22 protein-coding genes and 1 tRNA gene are annotated in these 16,061 nt (G+C 66.0%); 11 read left to right on the top strand and 12 right to left on the bottom strand.

Annotated features, from left to right (window positions below; genetic code table 11):
* Positions 1-19 precede the first annotated feature (19 nt).
* Together mazG and KBY97_RS10445 are read right to left on the bottom strand one after the other, a co-directional pair.
* A complete protein-coding gene (mazG, locus tag KBY97_RS10450; RefSeq protein WP_255146865.1) occupies positions 20-880 on the bottom strand; it encodes a nucleoside triphosphate pyrophosphohydrolase in 861 nt (286 codons plus the stop codon).
* A 35-nt stretch (positions 881-915) separates the two neighbouring features.
* Positions 916-1,449, bottom strand: coding sequence for a metal-binding protein (locus KBY97_RS10445; RefSeq protein WP_255146864.1), 534 nt, complete (start codon positions 1,447-1,449; stop codon positions 916-918).
* A gap of 61 nt (positions 1,450-1,510) precedes the next feature.
* On the opposite strand from KBY97_RS10445, the gene KBY97_RS10440 reads away from it, so the two are divergent.
* Positions 1,511-1,582, top strand: a tRNA-Val gene (locus KBY97_RS10440).
* 88 nt (positions 1,583-1,670) lie between these two features.
* Here KBY97_RS10440 and KBY97_RS10435 read toward each other — a convergent pair.
* The 3 genes from KBY97_RS10435 to KBY97_RS10425 all read right to left on the bottom strand — a co-directional run bounded on the left by KBY97_RS10435 (position 1,671) and on the right by KBY97_RS10425 (position 4,039).
* Positions 1,671-2,195: a hypothetical protein gene (locus tag KBY97_RS10435; protein WP_255146863.1), complete on the bottom strand. Its 525-nt coding sequence runs from the start codon at positions 2,193-2,195 to the stop codon at positions 1,671-1,673.
* A 54-nt stretch (positions 2,196-2,249) separates the two neighbouring features.
* Positions 2,250-2,903 carry a cold-shock protein gene (locus KBY97_RS10430; RefSeq protein ID WP_255146862.1) on the bottom strand — a complete coding sequence of 218 codons (654 nt, stop codon included), beginning with the start codon at positions 2,901-2,903 and terminating at the stop codon, positions 2,250-2,252.
* Between the two features lie 533 nt (positions 2,904-3,436).
* The gene (locus KBY97_RS10425; RefSeq protein ID WP_255146861.1) at positions 3,437-4,039 is read right to left on the bottom strand and encodes a MarC family protein; all 603 of its coding nucleotides are present in this window, start codon (positions 4,037-4,039) and stop codon (positions 3,437-3,439) included.
* An 85-nt stretch (positions 4,040-4,124) separates the two neighbouring features.
* Between KBY97_RS10425 and KBY97_RS10420 the strand changes: the two genes are divergently transcribed.
* A complete protein-coding gene (locus tag KBY97_RS10420; protein ID WP_255146860.1) occupies positions 4,125-4,307 on the top strand; it encodes a metallothionein in 183 nt (60 codons plus the stop codon).
* Positions 4,308-4,337: 30 nt separating this feature from the next.
* Here KBY97_RS10420 and KBY97_RS10415 read toward each other — a convergent pair whose 3' ends face one another.
* A complete protein-coding gene (locus tag KBY97_RS10415) occupies positions 4,338-5,144 on the bottom strand; it encodes a phosphatase PAP2 family protein (RefSeq protein WP_255146859.1) in 807 nt (268 codons plus the stop codon).
* A gap of 237 nt (positions 5,145-5,381) precedes the next feature.
* Here KBY97_RS10415 and KBY97_RS10410 point away from each other — a divergent pair, with 237 nt between their 5' ends.
* Entirely contained in the window at positions 5,382-5,957 is a 576-nt protein-coding gene (locus KBY97_RS10410; protein WP_255146858.1) for a DUF924 family protein, read from the top strand.
* A gap of 749 nt (positions 5,958-6,706) precedes the next feature.
* Here the strand turns inward: KBY97_RS10410 and KBY97_RS10405 are convergent.
* Positions 6,707-7,150 carry a nuclear transport factor 2 family protein gene (locus KBY97_RS10405; protein WP_255146857.1) on the bottom strand — a complete coding sequence of 148 codons (444 nt, stop codon included), beginning with the start codon at positions 7,148-7,150 and terminating at the stop codon, positions 6,707-6,709.
* Between the two features lie 70 nt (positions 7,151-7,220).
* The gene (locus tag KBY97_RS10400; protein WP_255146856.1) at positions 7,221-7,619 is read right to left on the bottom strand and encodes a thiol-disulfide oxidoreductase DCC family protein; all 399 of its coding nucleotides are present in this window, start codon (positions 7,617-7,619) and stop codon (positions 7,221-7,223) included.
* Between the two features lie 173 nt (positions 7,620-7,792).
* Here KBY97_RS10400 and KBY97_RS10395 point away from each other — a divergent pair, with 173 nt between their 5' ends.
* From KBY97_RS10395 to KBY97_RS10380, 4 genes are read left to right on the top strand one after another with little or no spacing between them, the layout of a single operon-like run.
* Entirely contained in the window at positions 7,793-8,629 is an 837-nt protein-coding gene (locus tag KBY97_RS10395; protein ID WP_255146855.1) for a MotA/TolQ/ExbB proton channel family protein, read from the top strand.
* Positions 8,607-9,155, top strand: a complete 549-nt coding sequence (locus tag KBY97_RS10390; RefSeq protein ID WP_255146854.1) for a hypothetical protein — start codon at positions 8,607-8,609, stop codon at positions 9,153-9,155. Before KBY97_RS10395 ends, KBY97_RS10390 begins: the two co-directional genes overlap by 23 nt.
* Positions 9,146-9,775: a hypothetical protein gene (locus tag KBY97_RS10385; RefSeq protein WP_255146852.1), complete on the top strand. Its 630-nt coding sequence runs from the start codon at positions 9,146-9,148 to the stop codon at positions 9,773-9,775. Before KBY97_RS10390 ends, KBY97_RS10385 begins: the two co-directional genes overlap by 10 nt.
* Before the next feature lie 59 nt (positions 9,776-9,834).
* The gene (locus tag KBY97_RS10380) at positions 9,835-10,050 is read left to right on the top strand and encodes a hypothetical protein (RefSeq protein ID WP_255146850.1); all 216 of its coding nucleotides are present in this window, start codon (positions 9,835-9,837) and stop codon (positions 10,048-10,050) included.
* A 204-nt stretch (positions 10,051-10,254) separates the two neighbouring features.
* On the opposite strand, the gene KBY97_RS10375 is transcribed toward KBY97_RS10380, so the two are convergent.
* From KBY97_RS10375 to KBY97_RS10360, 4 genes are all read right to left on the bottom strand, one after another.
* Entirely contained in the window at positions 10,255-11,013 is a 759-nt protein-coding gene (locus tag KBY97_RS10375; protein WP_255146847.1) for a hypothetical protein, read from the bottom strand.
* Positions 11,014-11,134: 121 nt separating this feature from the next.
* Complete coding sequence (locus tag KBY97_RS10370; protein WP_255146845.1) at positions 11,135-11,284, bottom strand: chlorophyll a/b-binding protein; 150 nt, start codon at positions 11,282-11,284, stop codon at positions 11,135-11,137.
* Between the two features lie 134 nt (positions 11,285-11,418).
* Positions 11,419-12,246 (bottom strand): peptidoglycan recognition family protein, encoded by an 828-nt coding sequence (locus KBY97_RS10365; protein ID WP_255146843.1) that lies wholly within the window; start codon positions 12,244-12,246, stop codon positions 11,419-11,421.
* Between the two features lie 320 nt (positions 12,247-12,566).
* On the bottom strand, positions 12,567-12,935 hold the full coding sequence (locus KBY97_RS10360; protein WP_255146841.1) for an AbrB family transcriptional regulator: 369 nt from the start codon (positions 12,933-12,935) through the stop codon (positions 12,567-12,569).
* A 131-nt stretch (positions 12,936-13,066) separates the two neighbouring features.
* On the opposite strand from KBY97_RS10360, the gene KBY97_RS10355 reads away from it, so the two are divergent.
* The 4 genes from KBY97_RS10355 to KBY97_RS10340 all read left to right on the top strand — a co-directional run bounded on the left by KBY97_RS10355 (position 13,067) and on the right by KBY97_RS10340 (position 15,604).
* Positions 13,067-13,459, top strand: coding sequence for a DCC1-like thiol-disulfide oxidoreductase family protein (locus KBY97_RS10355; protein WP_255146840.1), 393 nt, complete (start codon positions 13,067-13,069; stop codon positions 13,457-13,459).
* Positions 13,460-13,476: 17 nt separating this feature from the next.
* Entirely contained in the window at positions 13,477-13,986 is a 510-nt protein-coding gene (locus tag KBY97_RS10350) for a hypothetical protein (protein ID WP_255146839.1), read from the top strand.
* 68 nt (positions 13,987-14,054) lie between these two features.
* On the top strand, positions 14,055-15,026 hold the full coding sequence (locus KBY97_RS10345) for an ion channel (protein WP_255146838.1): 972 nt from the start codon (positions 14,055-14,057) through the stop codon (positions 15,024-15,026).
* Positions 15,023-15,604, top strand: coding sequence for a gamma-glutamylcyclotransferase (locus tag KBY97_RS10340; protein ID WP_255146836.1), 582 nt, complete (start codon positions 15,023-15,025; stop codon positions 15,602-15,604). The genes KBY97_RS10345 and KBY97_RS10340 overlap by 4 nt, the downstream gene beginning before the upstream one ends.
* The last annotated feature ends 457 nt before the right edge of the window (positions 15,605-16,061 follow it).

The following is a 16,061-nucleotide window of genomic DNA, read 5'->3' as shown; positions in this document are numbered from 1 at the left end:
GGTGGGGCCAGCGGCGGCTTCAGCTTTCCTTTGCGGCACGGATCTGTGCCTTGGCCTGCTGCCACAGCCCTTCGAGCCGTTCGATGCTCTGGCCGCTGAGGTCACCGCCCAGGGCCGCTTCCACGCGGGAGAAGCGATCGAGGAAGCGGCGGTTGGTGCCCGCCAGGCCCTCATCGGGATCCAGCCCGCACCAGCGGGCCACATTCACCAGCGTGAAGATCACATCGCCCAGCTCCGACTCGGCGTGGGCACGATCGCCGCTGGCCACCGCCTCGCGCAGTTCGGCCAGCTCTTCTTCCACCTTCGCCCACACGCCCGCCATGTTTTCCCACTCGAAGCCGGCGGCGGCGGCCTTGCGCGAGAGGTTCATGGCGCCGGCCATGGCCGGCTGACCACGCAGCTTGCGGGCCAGGCGGGCACTGAGCGGCGCCGGGCTGGGCTCCTGTTGCCGGTGGCGCTCCAGCTCCTGCTCCTCGGCCTTGATCGCCTCCCAGCTGCGGCGCACGGCGGCACTGTCGCCGGCCAGGCCCCGGTTGGCCTCAGCGGCGGCGGCGAACACATGGGGGTGGCGGCGCACCAGTTTGTGGCGCAGGCCGCGGGCGACCGCGGCCAGATCGAAGCGCCCGGCCTCGCTGGCGATCTGCGCATGCAGCAGCACCTGCAGCAACAGGTCGCCCAGTTCCTCCTGCAGGTGGGCGTCGTCGCCGTGGCGGATGGCGTCGGCCACCTCGTGGGCCTCCTCCAGCACGTAGGGGATCAAGGAGCTGTGGGTCTGCTCCAGGTCCCAGGGACAGCCATGCACGGGATCGCGCAGGCGCTCCACCACGGCGATCAGAGCCGCGACTTCACGCGATGCGCTGGGATCGGATGCAGCTGGCATGGCGAGGCATGAGGGGGGCGCAGCGCCCTTGCTCCTCACCGTCTCACGGACCGGGCGCGGTCGCCGCTGGAGCGGCGGCGGCAACGGCGCCAGCGGCGCGGCAGGCGCGCATCGGGGTCGCCATCCTGCAGCAGATGCAGCCAGCTGCTGGCTTCCAGCCCGGCCAGAGCTGCCAGCAGCAGCCCGCTGTTGGCGCTCCACAGCGTCTGCAGGCCTACGGCGAGCGCCCGGGGCGATGGCACACCGAAGGGCTGCAGCAGCAGGCTGAACGTCAGCAGCCACACCGCCAGGTAGGCCAGGCGCAGGCCGGTGCCCAGCAGCGGACCGTGGGAGGCGATCGAGCGGTGCCGCATGCAGCGGCGATAGGGCTGCCAGATCACCGCCAGCGGCCCCCAGCGGCGCAGCGGCCGCGAGACGGTGTCGAGGTCGGGGGACAGCCACAAGCCCCCCACCAGAAAGCCGCCGCAGCCGCTCACCACCCCAGCCAATCCCAGCCACGGCCACCACAGCAGCCCGAAGGGCACACACAGCCAACAGATGGCGCGGTCGTGGCTGCGGCCACTGGCCATCGAGGTACGGGCGCCGGATGGTTGCCAGCATGGGGGGTGACACGGCCAGAATGGGGGCGTGGGGCGATTAGCTCAGCGGTAGAGCGCCTGCCTTACAAGCAGGATGTCGCTGGTTCGAAACCGGCATCGCCCATTGCCACAACCCTGGCCGCCTGCACGGGTGAGGCAGGCAACCTGTTTCGCCCGGAGGCAGGCAGTCGCGTTCCGCGCGGCAGGCCACATCAAAGCCTGGCAGGTGTCTCTTTTTCGATGTGCGTGAGTTCGCGCTTTGGACCAGGAAAGGAATCAAAGAGTTGCCGGTGTTGGGCATACCCATAGGCATCGGTTCGGTGCGGGTAAGACCGCACCCACTCGAGCAGGTTGTGCAGATGGGCGTCCTGCTGCTGCCGGGAGCTGAACTTCTCTGGTTCCCAGGGCCGCGCACGGCAATGGGCCAGGCAGGTTTCCACACCGGGGTTGAGGAAGATCAGTTCCTCGCACAGGGGCAGGATCGGCCCGATGAGGTCGGCGTAGCAGCCTTCGATGATCCAGCTGGGGTGGCTGGAGACGAATCCCTGGACATCTTCCAGACTCGCCTCCAGGGGCCGCCGCTGGGCGGTGCCGTCAAACGCCACCGCATCCAACGAGAGCAGGGCAGCAGGGTGATGCGCAGTGAGCCGTTTTGCGAGGGTGGTTTTGCCCGCGCCTGAATTTCCCAGCAGGATCACTTTCATCGGGGTGCATGGGTTGAGGAGAATCGGTTGCATTCATTCAGTGGAAATCTCAGCAGAGATCTCAGAGGGGCGCTCACAGTGAGGCGCTCAGCGGGGCGCTCTGACCCATCCAGCGGAGAGGGCCTCCTGCTCGGTGCAGAACCACCGCTCCCCTTTTTCGGGATCAATCCTGGTGTTGACATAATCCTCCATGCCAGGCACGTGATAGAGCTTCATGCCTGAGTTCATCGAGACATTTCCCTTCACCAGACAATCCGGCTGTGTGATGGATTCAACAATTCCTGGGCGCGTGCTCGAGCAGAAGCGCGTGCCAAGAGCCAGCAGTGCGCCGGCGAGCACAACCAATCCAACCCGCTGCCGCCACGAGGCAGAGGCGGACCTTGCCGATCGGCGCGGGTGCCTGGAGGCGTGATGAGCATGTGGCCGCGCCACCTTACCCACACCCATGCTCACACTAACAAGCTGAGCCTGCCCCACGCGAACACGCCCATCGGTGGCCTCGTTGGTGGTGAACCGAAGCTGGTCGCCAATTCTGGGGCGCCTGCCGCAGGGGGGAACGGCACGGATAGGAACAAACACTTCGCTGCCTGAATCAGCACCTTCAGGAAGAACGAAACCGAACCCGCGTTCGTCATTCCATTTCACAAGCTTTCCGGTGTTCCAAACCTGCTGCATGAACGATGGCGCCCTGCCAAGAAGCAGCTTAGCAACATCCAGGCCAGCCAGATTGGACACCTGCATGATCACACTTCGCAAGCCACCAGCAGCCGATCCCCATCGCCAGCAGGGATGATCCATACGCATGAGGTTCACAATTTAACCCAATAGCTGTCACTCGGCGCAAGCACGAACAACAGTCGAAGCGATCACCCAAAGCCTTGAAGAGGGACGCCGACCTGAAGCATTGGCTACCCATCTTGCCCAACTGATTCTCATAGTCAGAAAGCCAGCAGCGAACACAAGACGTCAGCCGAAACCCATCCCGGCTGGTGTACGCCTTGATGCAGTTGCGAACGGGCCACAGCCAGCGATCAGGAGCCACCAGCAACACACTGGTTCACACGCACCCACTACCAGGTACCGGCGCTGAACAACAGTTGCAACATCGCGAAACCCGCCAGACAGGTAGCGGCCAGGAGCGGAATGGTATGCAGCACGGCCTGAACATCCTGGTGCTTCGGTCTAGTCATGCTGACGTCCTGTATCGAGCGAGGGGATGGCAGGTGCGGAGACGCACAGACACACTCGTCCATGAAGTTGTGTTGCCTGATGCTTCACCCTGCCGCAGCCAACACCGGAAAGCAGCCCTTCAGGCCCACCACCAGCATCTGCACGCCGATGGCACTGAGCAGCAGGCCCATCAGCCGGCTGATCACCTTTTCCTGCAGCTCCCCCAGGGCGCGGCGAAGGGGCATCGACACACGCAGGATCAGGTAAATCGCCAGCGCCAGCAGGGTGATCACACCGCTGAGGGCCAGGCGGCCCTGCCAGCTGGCCGGTGCATCCGCCACCACCAGGGAGATCGCCGCCGGTCCGGCCAGCAAGGGCAGCCCGATCGGCACCACCCCGAGGCTGCCGGCATCGGTCTCGACGTCGGGGTGGCTCACCTCCATCCCCTCAATCAGGCGCAGGCCGATCGGCAGCAGGATCAGGCCACCAGCCACCCGGAAGGTATCGAGGGTGATGGCGAACAGATCCAGCAGCCCCTGCCCCCACCAGCAGGCGGCCAGCAGGGTGAACAGAAACGTGAGCACCGCCAGGCGGCTGATCTGCCGCACCCGGCTGGGATCGCCGCCGGCGGCCCTGGCCACCACCGGCAGCACGCCGATCGGCGAACTGATCGCCAGCAGCCCGACGGCGGTGTTGATCAGGGTCATGGCACTGCTCGATCCGGTTTCAGGATGAAGCAGCTCGGCGCCAGCGGCAGCAGAGTGGACGCACACCCATCACCACGGAGAGGCCATGAACGCCACCCTGGAGAAACCCACCACCACCCAGTGCGCCTGCACAGGCTGCAATTGCACCGTGAAGACCGACACACCGTTCCGCAATGGCGCCTTGCTGTTCTGCAGCGACGCCTGCGCCAGCGGCCACCCCAACGGTGAGCCCTGCCACGCAGGCTGTGGCTGCGAATGCCACGGCTGAAGCCGCACGTTCGACTGAAGCGGCCTGGGATCAGTTGGTGAGCAGGGAAAGGCCAGCGGCCGGGGCCACCAGCAGCCGCTGGCGATCCGCCGCAACCTGCTGCTTGAACGTCTGCCACTGGGGAGAGGCAATCACCTCCTTACTGATGGCTTCGGCCAGGCGCTGGCTGGCCAGCACATCACTGGGATAGTGCACGCCGCAGTAAGCGCGGACGTAGCCCCCTTGACGGCCCACCAGCAGCAGCCGTTCCCGCCGCTCTGGCACCAGATCGGCCAGCAGCAGGGACGCTGTGGCGAACCAGGTGGCATGGCCGCTGGGATACGACCAACCGCTTTCCAGCGGCAGGCAAGGCTGCAGGTCGCGATGGCTCAGAAAGGGACGCGGCCGGGCAATGGCCTTCTTGAGCTGATTCTTGAGGGTGTCGGCACGGCTGAGAAAGGCTGGCAACCCCCTGTACAGCGCCGGTGCGGTGTCCCGCAGGTTGGCGCCGAGGGCGGCATCAAACAGGCTGAGGTTGCGGTTCAGGAAGCGCCAGCTGTGCAGCACCCCATCGGGCGTGCGGGTGCGCTGGTTCCAGCGCAGGATCGCCAGATCGTCGCGCTCCTCCGGGCTGGCGGGCGCCGGTGGCTTGCCGATCACGGCGCGAAAGGAGTCTGGATCGAGCTGCAGACCCGCTGCCGGGTCGTCGTAGGGCGGAGCAGCAGCAGGCAGGAGGGCACTCGGGAGGGCTGTGGGCTGTAAAGCGGGTTGTAAAGCAGGCTGTGCCAAGGCCTGCCCGCCATGCAGCACCAGGCAGGAGGGGATCACCAGGCCATAAAGACAGAGTCCAAGCCGCATGATCTTCAGCCCTGCACAAGCGCAGAGATTAGGGAGTGGGGAACAACATCCAGGCACGGATTAGCTCCGAAAGCGGCAGGAGTGCCACGCCAACCTGGATGTCTGCGGGGATTCGGCGTCCACTGAGGCGCTGTCGACGGACGCTCCGGTGGTTGGTTTGGGGGCCGTTGCACGTTGTTGTCGCGCCTGTTCGACCAGCCTTCGGCCCATCAGGATGCAGACAACTGCGTGGGGCCAATGGCTGCTGCTGCCGTGGAGCTGGGGGCGGAGGAGCTGGGGAGCGAGGTGCTGAATTTCTGGTTTGAAGCGTCAACGCCCAGCCAATGGTTCATCAAGGATCCGGCCTTCGACCACCAGCTGCGGGAGCGGTTCATCGGCCTGACCCGCCAGGCGGTGGCAGGAGAACTGGCGGCCTGGGGCCAGCAGCCGGACACCGGCCTGGCGCTGGTGCTGCTGCTCGATCAGTTCCCCCGCCAGATCTGGCGGGGCTCCGCGATGGCGTTCAGCGGCGATGGGGCGGCCCTCGCTCTCAGCCAGAGCGCGGTCGCGAGCGGCTGGGTGGCGGCCGAAAGCGACCAGGCCCGCCGGCAGTTCTGGCTGATGCCGCTGATGCACGCCGAAGACCTCGCCGTTCAACAGGCGGCCGGCCCCTTGTTTGAGCAGTTCACTGATGCGCGCACCGCCGCCTTCGCCCGCCGCCACCTGGAGGTGATCGCCCGCTTCGGCCGCTTTCCACACCGCAACGACGCGCTCGCACGGCTTTCGAGCAGCGAGGAACTGGCCTTCCTGAACACCCCCGGTTCAAGCTTCTGAACCACCGGCACGAGGTGTCCGCTTTCAGCAGCCTCGCTGCAGGCGAATCAACAAGGCAATAAATTCACCAGACCGATCGATTCAGGCAGGGTTGATATCGCCCGCTGGCGGACTTACTGGTGGGCTGGCCGGTGGGCCTGCGGGCGGATTAACTTGATCAGCCTGCTTACGCTCGGCCAGGAGTTCGAGCTTGCAGCGATAAACAAGTGCCTCGTAACCCGGGTCGCGATGGGCTGGAACGTAAGGCAGCTGTGCTTCAGGTTCAGCCCCACTTGCTCTTTGGTCCTTGCCGGAGGAGGGGGCGGGGTCGGGTTCCATCGCAGGGAAGGTCGTCACTTCAGGCGCGGCAATGGGGCCGGCAGGGACAGCGGCCAAGAACGGCCTGCGCAACAGGCCCAGCACTGGGAGCGGCGATGGCCAAAACAAGGGAGGAGAAAAGAAGAGGGTGAAAAAGTGAATGGAACAGGAGCCAATTTACGGCCCTGCAGGGGGCGAACGACGCTGAAATCACAGCCCCATTGCCTGAACGTGAGTATCAACCGGCGAAGGGCAAGCGTCAAGCCCAGAAATAATCACACCATTCTCAGTGGCTTCTAATTTTTCGCTCATGACCTCCGCTTCATTCTCACCTTGCCGATCAGGCGGCTACTTGTCCCCGTATTTTTACGACTGCAACGTTCACTCTCGACTCATCACTTGCCCAGCTCGCGCCATGGCCGCCAGCTGGGGCCTCAACCGGAGCTGCAGGTTCAGCTCACGAAGCGGCGGTACATCCAGCGCACGAAGGGGCCGATCACGGGCACTGGGGCGAAGGTTGGGCCCACGAAGTCGAAGTAGTCGCGGTGGTCAATGATCTTGCCCGCTTCATCCAGCAGCAGGCGGGTGGTGCCGGGATAGACGAATTCCACGCCCTTGATCCGCAGGCCCATCACCCACTCCACGAAGGCGGTGCGGTCGCTGATCGCCACCGCTTCGGAGCGCAGCATCACGTCGTCGCAGCGTTTCATCAGCCCTTCCTGGGCGGCGAGGTAGGCGTCGATGCCGCTGGCCTCCTGGGTGGGATCACTGAAATGCACGTTCTCGGCATAAACGGCCCGCCACTGCTCCTGCGAAGGGGCCGGCTGCCCATAGGGCTTGGTGAACAGGGCCTGCAACGAGGCGGGGGTGAGCAGCGGAGCGGCGGGCTCAGACATGGGCTCAGACATGGGACAAGAGGTGTCAGAAACAGGTGAAGGGGTCAGTGGGCTGGGTGAGGGAGCGGGGTCAGCGGGCGGCCCGGCGCGCGCAGAGGGTGTCGAGGTCGGGGCGGCCCGTGAGGCGCAGCCGCCAACCGGCCCAGAGCCCATAGGCGGCATCGGCGGCTGAGCCCAGCAGTGGCCAGGTGGTGGGGGCATAGATCCAGCCCAGACCCACCTGCCGGTAGGCCTCGCGGAACACCGCCACATCGCGCAGCACCGTGCCGTCGGCGCTGAGGCCGTGGATGCGCCCCATCGCGTCGCGGTAGCTGATGCCGGCATAGGCAGCGGGGTCGTAGCCGGGAGCATCGATATCCACGAACGCCAGCCGGCCCCGGCCGGCATCGCGGCGACGCAGCAGCGCCACTTCGCGCAGGCAGAGCGGGCAGGCTCCGTCGTACAAAAGGGTGAGAGCGGCAGCTGTCATGGGCCGAGGCTAAGAACACCGGGCCGGGTGGCGAGGCCTGAGGCGCTTGTGCCGGGGGGCATGGGCCAGAGCGCAGGAGCCCACGTCTGTCAGCCATGAGGGAGGTCCGCCCCTAACGTCAACGCCAGCGCCTACAGCCGTTTGCCGCCGCCTCGGAATCCCATGGCCTGCCGATGATCGACCCATCCCGGCCGGCCCCCAGGGAATTAGAAGACCTGGCGCCCGCCCTGCTGGATCTGCCGCCGCGGCGCTGGATCCGCAGCCCCGCCCTGCTCTCGATCGTGGTGGGGGTGATCCTCACCCTGGCGCTGGTGTTCGCCGCCACGCCCTACCGCAGCAGCGCGGTGGGGGCCTTTCTGCTGGAGCGGGGGGTGACCCAGCCGATCACGCTGGCGATCGCGATCACGGTGGTGGATTACTGCCTGCGGCGCCTGATCGGGTGCCGCAAGGAGCGGCGCCAGGTGGGCCGTGACTGGATTCCCCGTGGGTTGGTGGATCTGCGCCCGACCGATTCCGATGTGCGCACCATGTTGATCCTGCTGGGTCAGCGCCGCACCTTGATGGCCAACCGCCTCTGCCGGCTGCTGCGCTGCTTCCAGGATTCGCGCTCCCGCGGAGCCACCCGCGAGCTGCATCAAGACGACATCGCCCTGACCCAGGCCGACATCGAAGACGGCTATGGCGTGACCCGCACGATGATCTGGGTGCTGCCCATGCTGGGCTTTCTCGGCACGGTGCTGGGCATCTCGATCTCGATCGGCGGTTTTTCCGGTCTGCTGGCCAATGTGGAGGATCTCGACAAGGTGAAAGCGAGCCTCACGGAGGTGACCGGCGGGCTGTCCACCGCTTTTGACACCACCTTGCTGGGGATCATCACGGCCGTGCTGTGCATGGTGCTGATGAGCATCAGCGAACGGTGTGAATACCAGTTGGCTGGCGAAATCGAAACAGCCCTCAACGACGGCTTCTTCCCCCGCCTGTGCCGCGATGAGACCGTCCCGGCGCCGTAAGCGCACGTCGATCGATCTGATCGGCTTCCTCGACATCCTCAGCGCCGTGATGGTGATCGTGCTGCTGGTGATCTCCGTGCTGGCGCTCTCGCTCGGGGTGGACCGCGGCCGCACGGCCCGGGTCGAAGCCCGCACCAAGCCCGCCCCCAAACCGGCGCCGGCGCCAGGGCCGGCAAAACCGATCGCGGATCCCTGGATGCAGCAGCCCAGCTCGGCAGCCACCCCCCTGGTGGCACTCAACAGGGCCGATGGGGTGCCGGTCACCGGCTCCACCACCTTTCTGCTGTGCCGCAGCGGCCAGGTGGAACGCCACGATCCGATCAGCGGCGCCATCACCGCCCGCTGGGATCTGAACCTGGTGCCACCAGAGCTGATCGCTGAGGCGGTGCGCAGCGACACCATCTATCTGGCGGTCGCCGGCAGCTGTTTCACAGCGGTGCAGCCGCTGGTGGCCGCGTTGCGCAGCACCGGAGCGCAGCTGGGCTACGAGCCGATCGGCGAGGGGGCACGGACGCCATGGCGGTGAGGCGCAGCGGCCGTCAGGGGCACACCGAGCTGTCGTTCGACAGCCTGATCGACGTGTTCATGAATGTGGTGGGGGTGCTGATGCTCACGGCCGTGGTGATGGCGTTGTCGGTGCGGGGCGGGCCATCGCCGGCGCCGGAGACACGGGAGCCGGCCCAGGCCGCACCGCCGCCGCCCACGCCACAACCACAACCACAACCACAACCGCCGGTGAGCCAAGCGCCCCGCCGCTCGCCGGTGCAGCTGCGGCTGCCGCAGGTGCGGGAGGTGGGCACCGAGCCCCTGTTCGTGTTCGTGAGCGCCGATGGGCTGCGCCCCCTGGGGTTGGGTGATGAGGGCCTGCTGCAGCGCTACTTCTCCGTGACGGCGCTCCAGGGCCAGCTGGTGCTGGAACCACGGCCCGCGTCGGTGATGAGCGCCGGTGCGTTCCGCGATTGGATCCGCACCTACAGCACCGACCGCCATCACATCGTGTCGGTGGTGAGCGCGGATGGGGCCGCGCGCTACCGGGAGGTGCGGGAGGCGGCGCTGGCGGCGGGATTCCGCTCCGGCTGGCTGGAGCACCAGGGGGGGCCGCTGCGGGTGGGCGAGGGCGGCCGCGACGGGCGAAACGTGCAATGAGGCCAGCAGGAGCCACGCTTAACAGAACGTCACACTACAGTGGGAAAAAGCAAGTAACCATGGACGCGCTGTTCGCCTTCTTCTATTTCGCCTGCTTCGCTGCCATCGCCGGCGGCGCCTTTGCCCTGATGCGCCAAAACCTTCGCCAGACCGATTGGCGCGCCGCCCCCTCTGCGCCTCGCCCCCATCCGGAAGCGCCGGCACCGGGCGATTCGGTGATGTATGTGGACCTCAGCCGCGAACGGCTCGAAAGCCTCTACAACCAAGCCGGCTGAGCAAGCCGAACGGCGCCATCGAGACCATTGAAACTGAAACCATCAACCGGCCACGGCCGGTTTTTTTATGGCGGCTGACCACGCCTTGCCGTGAAGCGCAGAAAGCCCCTGGGCAGCAGACCCCAACAGCGCCCAGCTCAGCCCGGCAGTCCAAAGCAATGCTTGCGTGCGCTCAACTCTGCAGATGGTCAAGCCGGCTGATGTTCAACCCTGATAGGTGGTGATCGTGGAGGTCACCTGCAGGGGTTCGGCGGCTTCGCTCTCCACCTGAAAGGCGATCCAGGTGGTGGCCACGGAGCGATGGCGTTCGATCAGGGGGAAATCCACCCGGTGCCGTTGGTAGGTGAGGCCAACGCAGCGCAGGCTCTCCTCATCGGCCATCAGCGACCACAGCACCTTGATGCCGGCGCGGTCGTAGGCGAAGGGGGTGTCGCTGAAGCGTTGCTCGGGGGTGAATCCGGGCAGGCAACGCACCTGTTCGTTGGTGGCGCAGGAGAGGTAGCTGCCGTCGTCGGTGGGGAAGAACCAGCAGGTTTCGTTGGCGGCAGCGGCGAGCGGAAGGCTGTCGAGCAGCCGCAACCGGCGGGGCTCCGCCTGCGGCGAAGCCTCGTCGCTTTCCAGGTCGTAGACGCTCAGCCAGAGACGATCGGCCGCGAAGCGGGGAATGGTGGCGTTGCAGAGCAACCGCCAGGCCCGGGAGCCATCCGCAGGGGCGTCGGGCAACGCCTCGACCTGACCATCCGGGAGATCCTGGAAGGGGTCGTCACCGGCGGCGTTGGCCTGGCCGGCACTCACCAGCTCATCGAGGGAACCATCCCAGCCAGGGGGGCAGCGAAAAATCTTGAGGGCCTGGGCCGCGCTGATCGCCTCGTGCTGCTGGGCCAGCAGATCCGACCACTGGGGCGGCCCCTTCGAGAGATCGTTGGGGTTGCAGTGAAGAACGAAGCAGAGGGCGTGGGCCATGGCGGAGGGAGGGGGGCGTGGGCGACCGGATCGGGCAGGGCTCAGCTCCCAATAGCAAAGCCCACGGCAGGTGGACCGCCCGAGGCGATCGACCTGCCGTGGGCAGTGGATGGGGCTGGGTTCAGCCGAGGCCGATCTGGGAGAGGATGCCTTGGCCGGTGAGCAGCTCGGTGCCGAGGCCGATCACGAAGCCGAGCATCGCCAGACGGCCGTTCCAGGTTTCAGCGAAGGCAACGAAACCGAAACGGGAAGGGGTGGTGGCGTTGGTCATGGGGTGGGTAGCAAGGTGCTTCGCAAAGCGTAACAGAAATCTTTGGACTTCGTTACGAAGCCCAGCAAGGTTGGTGGGCGGATGTCCCGAGGCCGGCGAAGCCAGGGCTGCCTGCCGCCGGCGCTGCGGCCCCATCAATAGGTGGCCCGCTCGGTGTCGTAGGCGGTGAAGCCGCAGGCCTTGGCGGCCAGGCGGTAGTGGGCCATGAACTGGTCCCAGCGGAAGCTGCGCGGGTCGTAGCGGGAGTGGCTGCGATCGACGGCAGCGTGGGTGGTGAGGCGGCTGAGCGGGATGCCGAAGCGCGCCTGCCACAGCAGCACCTGGGCGGCGGCGGCGCGGTACTGGGCGTCGGTGTAGCCGGAGTGGCCGGGGGTATCGCCACGACCGTCGGCGGGCGACACCAGGCCGAGATGCAGCGCCACGTTGTTCACCGAGCCCACCGAGGCGGGCCGGATCCGCACCGTGAAATCGCCGAAGGCCGACATGCCGGCGCCATAGGCGCGGTTGGCATCAGGAACGATGCGCAGCCGGTCGCCGGCGGGGTTGATCACCAGGTGGTAGCTGACCTGGTCGTTGTCGTTGGGGTGCGGGGTGCGGAACAGGGCCAGGGTCTGCGCTTCGTCGATCACGGTTTCGTGCAACACGATCAGGGCCGGCCAGGCGGGCACGGCGCGGCCGAAGACGTCGGCGCTCTGGCGTTCGCCGAAGTTGGTGGGATCGGCGAGCGCGTTGCGCTCCGGCGCCAGGCCAAGGGCGGCGGCGCAGCGGGCCAGCTCGGGCTCGGTGCGTTGCGGCAGGCCCGGATCGGCGAGGGTCTGCACCTGCCAGCTGGGGCGGGGGCCATCGGATCGGGGCGGCTCGGGCGGTTGTCCCTGGCAGGCGCTGATCAGGCCCGCTGAGGCCAGCGCCACCAGCACCCGTCCAGGGCGGGTGTGCCAGAACCGAAGGCGTGGATATTCCATGGCGGCCATCCTCTGAGCTCGCGGGACTCAACTCACAGCGACGCGCCGCAGCCGCAGCCGCAAAAGTTGAAACGCCTCCTGATCACACGAAATGCCGCCCAAAGCATTTCAGGCGATAACGCCAGAATGGTTCGGACGGCTGGCGGAGCAGCAAACCGCAGCAGGACTAGACCCCTGGCGATGCACAGAGCCAGCAACAACGCGTGAGCGTTGTGCGCAGAAGTGTGCGAAGTGGCGCGTGAAGCCGTGCGTGAAACAGATCGGCAAGGCGTGGGAGGGGCGGCGACGGAATCAAGGCCGTTGTGCCACCCCCTTTGTGCTCAATCGTCGCTTTCTTCGCCACCGACGGGGACGAGGCGAATCTGCTTCTTGCCAAGCTTGATTTCGAACTCGTCGCCGGGCTGCAGACCGAGGATGGCGGTGTAGGCCTTACCGATCAGCAGGTTGCCATTGAACTGGACCTTGGTGACGTAGCTGAGCTTGCGGCCGCCTTGGCCGACGCCATTGCTGCTGGAGGAGCCGAGGCTGACGCCCTTGGCTTCCAGCAGGGCCTCGTAGAAGGCCGTGAAGTTCAGACGCTCGCTGCCGTCCTTTTTGGTGCTGACGTACCCAGCGGCACGAACAAGCTCGGATTTACCGACATCACCAAGCTCCTTGACTTTCGCCAGGAGATCAGATCCGGTGAGCATGGGGTTGTTGTGAAAGACGAGCTCAATATAGCCACATGGCGCAATCGCGCGCCAGTGGGTTGCTTTCAGCCTGGGCTCAGGGCAGGTTCTCTCCCTCGCTCCCTAAAATCTGGACTGTTGGTATTCGTCCAGTGAGCAGCGATCCCCACACTCCGGCGCTGCAGTTGGTGTATGACGGCGGCTGCCCCTTCTGCCGCCATTTCGCCAGCACAAGTGAGCTGCGCGGAGGAGTTCCCCGGCTCAGGATCATTGATGGCCGGGCCGATGCGGACCTGCGGCATGCACTCCAGCAACAGGGATTCAACCTGGCTTCCGGTGCCGTGTTGATCGAGGGAGAGCGGATCTGGCACGGCGCTGACGCGGTGGCAAAACTGTGCGGTGAACTGGAGCCCAGTGATGGCTTGTTGAAGCTGCTGCAGTTGATCTTCGGCAACCCGGATCGCACCCGTCTGCTCTATCCCGTGCTGCTGCTGGCTCGCCGCCTGGCATTAGCCGCCAAGGGGCTGCCGGTGGATCCAGGCTGAAGGGCCGGAAGCCGCAGATGGCTTACGCTGCAAAGCAAGTGGCCGGAACGCTCTTGAGCTATCTGCGCGAGATCATGTTGCGGCTCAAGGAACGGGCCGAGGCCGATCGCCGCAGCCAGGCGGCAGCGGCTGAGCCCCTGGCGGCTGGTTCCGCAGGCGGCAAGGTGCCGGCGCTGAATGGGGCCGTCGAGCAACACATCGTCAGCTATCGCCAGCATCTGAACGCTTGCAGCGACGCCATGCTGCTGTATGAGTGGGCCTGGATCGACGAACATCTCTCCAGCCTGCGGCTGTCGCTGGGGCTTGAACCCATGCGCCAGGCGTTGGGCGGCTGCACAGCGGTGGATCTGCTGCTGCAGGAAACCGACGCGTTTCGCCAGGCGCTGCGCGAGGTGATGCAGGCGCGTGATCTGGAACCCAGCAACCGCACGGCACCGATCGAACCGATGGAGCACGCCTGGGAAGTCAGTCATCCAGTGATACGGCAAGCCTGGGGAATCGAACCCGCAGTTGAACCCCACAGCTGAAACCGACAAGTTGCCCGCTGGCGGGCTACAGCTTGCGCCTTTCTGCCACAACGGCACTGCTCCGCACCATGGCCCGCTCCCGCCCACGCTCACGCCCCCGCGCCAGGCCCCGCCGGCTGCAGCCGATCCACCTGCAGCGGGAAGAGGGGGTGTACCGCACCGACGAGATCGATCAGATCTTCTCGCTCTGGCGCGAGCCCTACCGGCTGATGCTGTCGTGCCCGTGGTGGGGCTTCCTGCTGTTGATCGCCGCGGGGTATCTGGCGATCAATCTGCTGTTCGCCAGCCTGTATCTGCTGGATCCAGCTGGCATCGGCGGGGTGGCGGAGGGCAGGGAAGCGGGCTTCAGCGAGGCCTTTTTCTTCAGCGTGCAGACGCTCGGATCGATCGGTTATGGGGTGCTGCACCCCCGATCGCTCACGGTGAATCTGCTGGTGACCTTGCAGGCGCTGGTGAGCCTGATCTTCACGGCGGTGACCACCGGGCTGGTGTTCGCCCGCTTTTCACGCAGCAAGGCGGAGATCCTGTTCAGCGAGATCGCCACGGTGCAGCCGTGGAACGGGGTGCCGTGCCTCACCTTCCGCATGGCGAACGTGCACCACAACAGCCTGGTGGAGGGGCACCTGAACGTGTTCCTGGGCATGGACGAGCTCAGCACGGAGGGGCAGCGCCTGCGCCGCGTGCACACGCTCAAGCTGGTGCGCAACCATGCCTTTCACTTCCGGCTGATGTGGACGGTGATGCACCTGATCGATGAGCACAGCCCACTGGCGGGGCTGGAGGTCGAGGAGCTGAAGGCCCGCCACGGCGAAATCCTGGTGTCGTTCCACGGCATCGACGAAACGGTGCGCAGCCCGGTGTTCGCACGCATGTCGTATCCGGCGTCGCAGCTGCGGCCCGATGAAACCTTCGAAGACATCGTGCTCGACCAGGGCGACGGCGACCGCTTTCTCGACTTCAACCGCTTCAACCTCACCCGCCAGCGCCGGCCCGCCGCGCCACCCACCGCACCACCGATCGATCCCGCTCCAGCCCCATGAGCGCCGCCGGCCCCACCCATCTGGTGTTCGTGTACGGCACGCTCAAGCGTGGCCAGGCCAACCACCACTGGCTGGTGGGCGCCGAAGCCCTGGGCCGCACCCGCCTGCAGGGCCTGGCGATGCACAACGTGGGCCCTTACCCGATGGCCGTGCCGTTGCCCGCGCCTGCAACCGACGCCGGCAACGGTCTGCCGCCCCTGCTGCACGGCGAGCTCTACCGCGTGGACGCCTCCGGCCTGGCGCGCCTCGATCTATTAGAGGACGTGCCAAACGAATACCAACGGCTGCGCCGCCCGCTGGTGAACGGCCAACAGGTGTGGGTGTACGCCGGCGGACCCGAGCAGGCCGCCCAGTTACCCCCGGTGCCCTTCGGCGATTGGGGCACCACACCGGTGTTCTTTGCGCGTGAAGGCGATGGCGCCAGCCCCGCGGCGGTGCTCGCTCAGCGCGATGACGGGCAGTGGGGGGTGGTGGAGCACCTGGGGCCGGAGGAGTTGGAGGGGGTTGGGGAGGAGTTGGTGGTGGTGACGGGGGTGTTTGGGGAGAGGTTTTCGGTGGTGGGTGGGGTGAGGGATTGAGGGTGGGGAATCAAGATTTATGCGCGGTTCTCGCGTTCAGGCTGGGGCGGAGTTGAGACCCGCGGTTGTAGCCTGGGCAGGGCTTGGGAGTAAATCTCAATGCGCCTATCGCCATTGCGTATAGGGCGCGGGAAAAGATTGAGTGATAGCCAGTGAGCAGCGAAACGAACACGTGGTTAGCGGATCCGCATAAGATGTAACGCGCCCCACTGGCATTTCGGAAGCCTCTTGCTGTGACAGGGTTTTTGGCGTTACAGGCACAGATGGTCGGGGTGCTTATCCGGTCAAGACTGTTGCCATCAGGGTGGTTAAAGGAACCGTCCAATTACTGTTGAACTAAGCCGCTACGCGGCAGATTCCAACAGCCAACTATAGCCCAGTCCCTCTTCAAGGGCAGCCATTGCGTCGCCGATGCGACCAGGTCACTTCGGCTTGCCATGGCGGTTGGCTGGGCCTC

The organism is Synechococcus sp. ATX 2A4 (genome assembly GCF_024346375.1).
Lineage (GTDB): Bacteria > Cyanobacteriota > Cyanobacteriia > PCC-6307 > Cyanobiaceae > MW101C3.
This window is presented reverse-complemented; position numbering and strand designations above follow the sequence as displayed.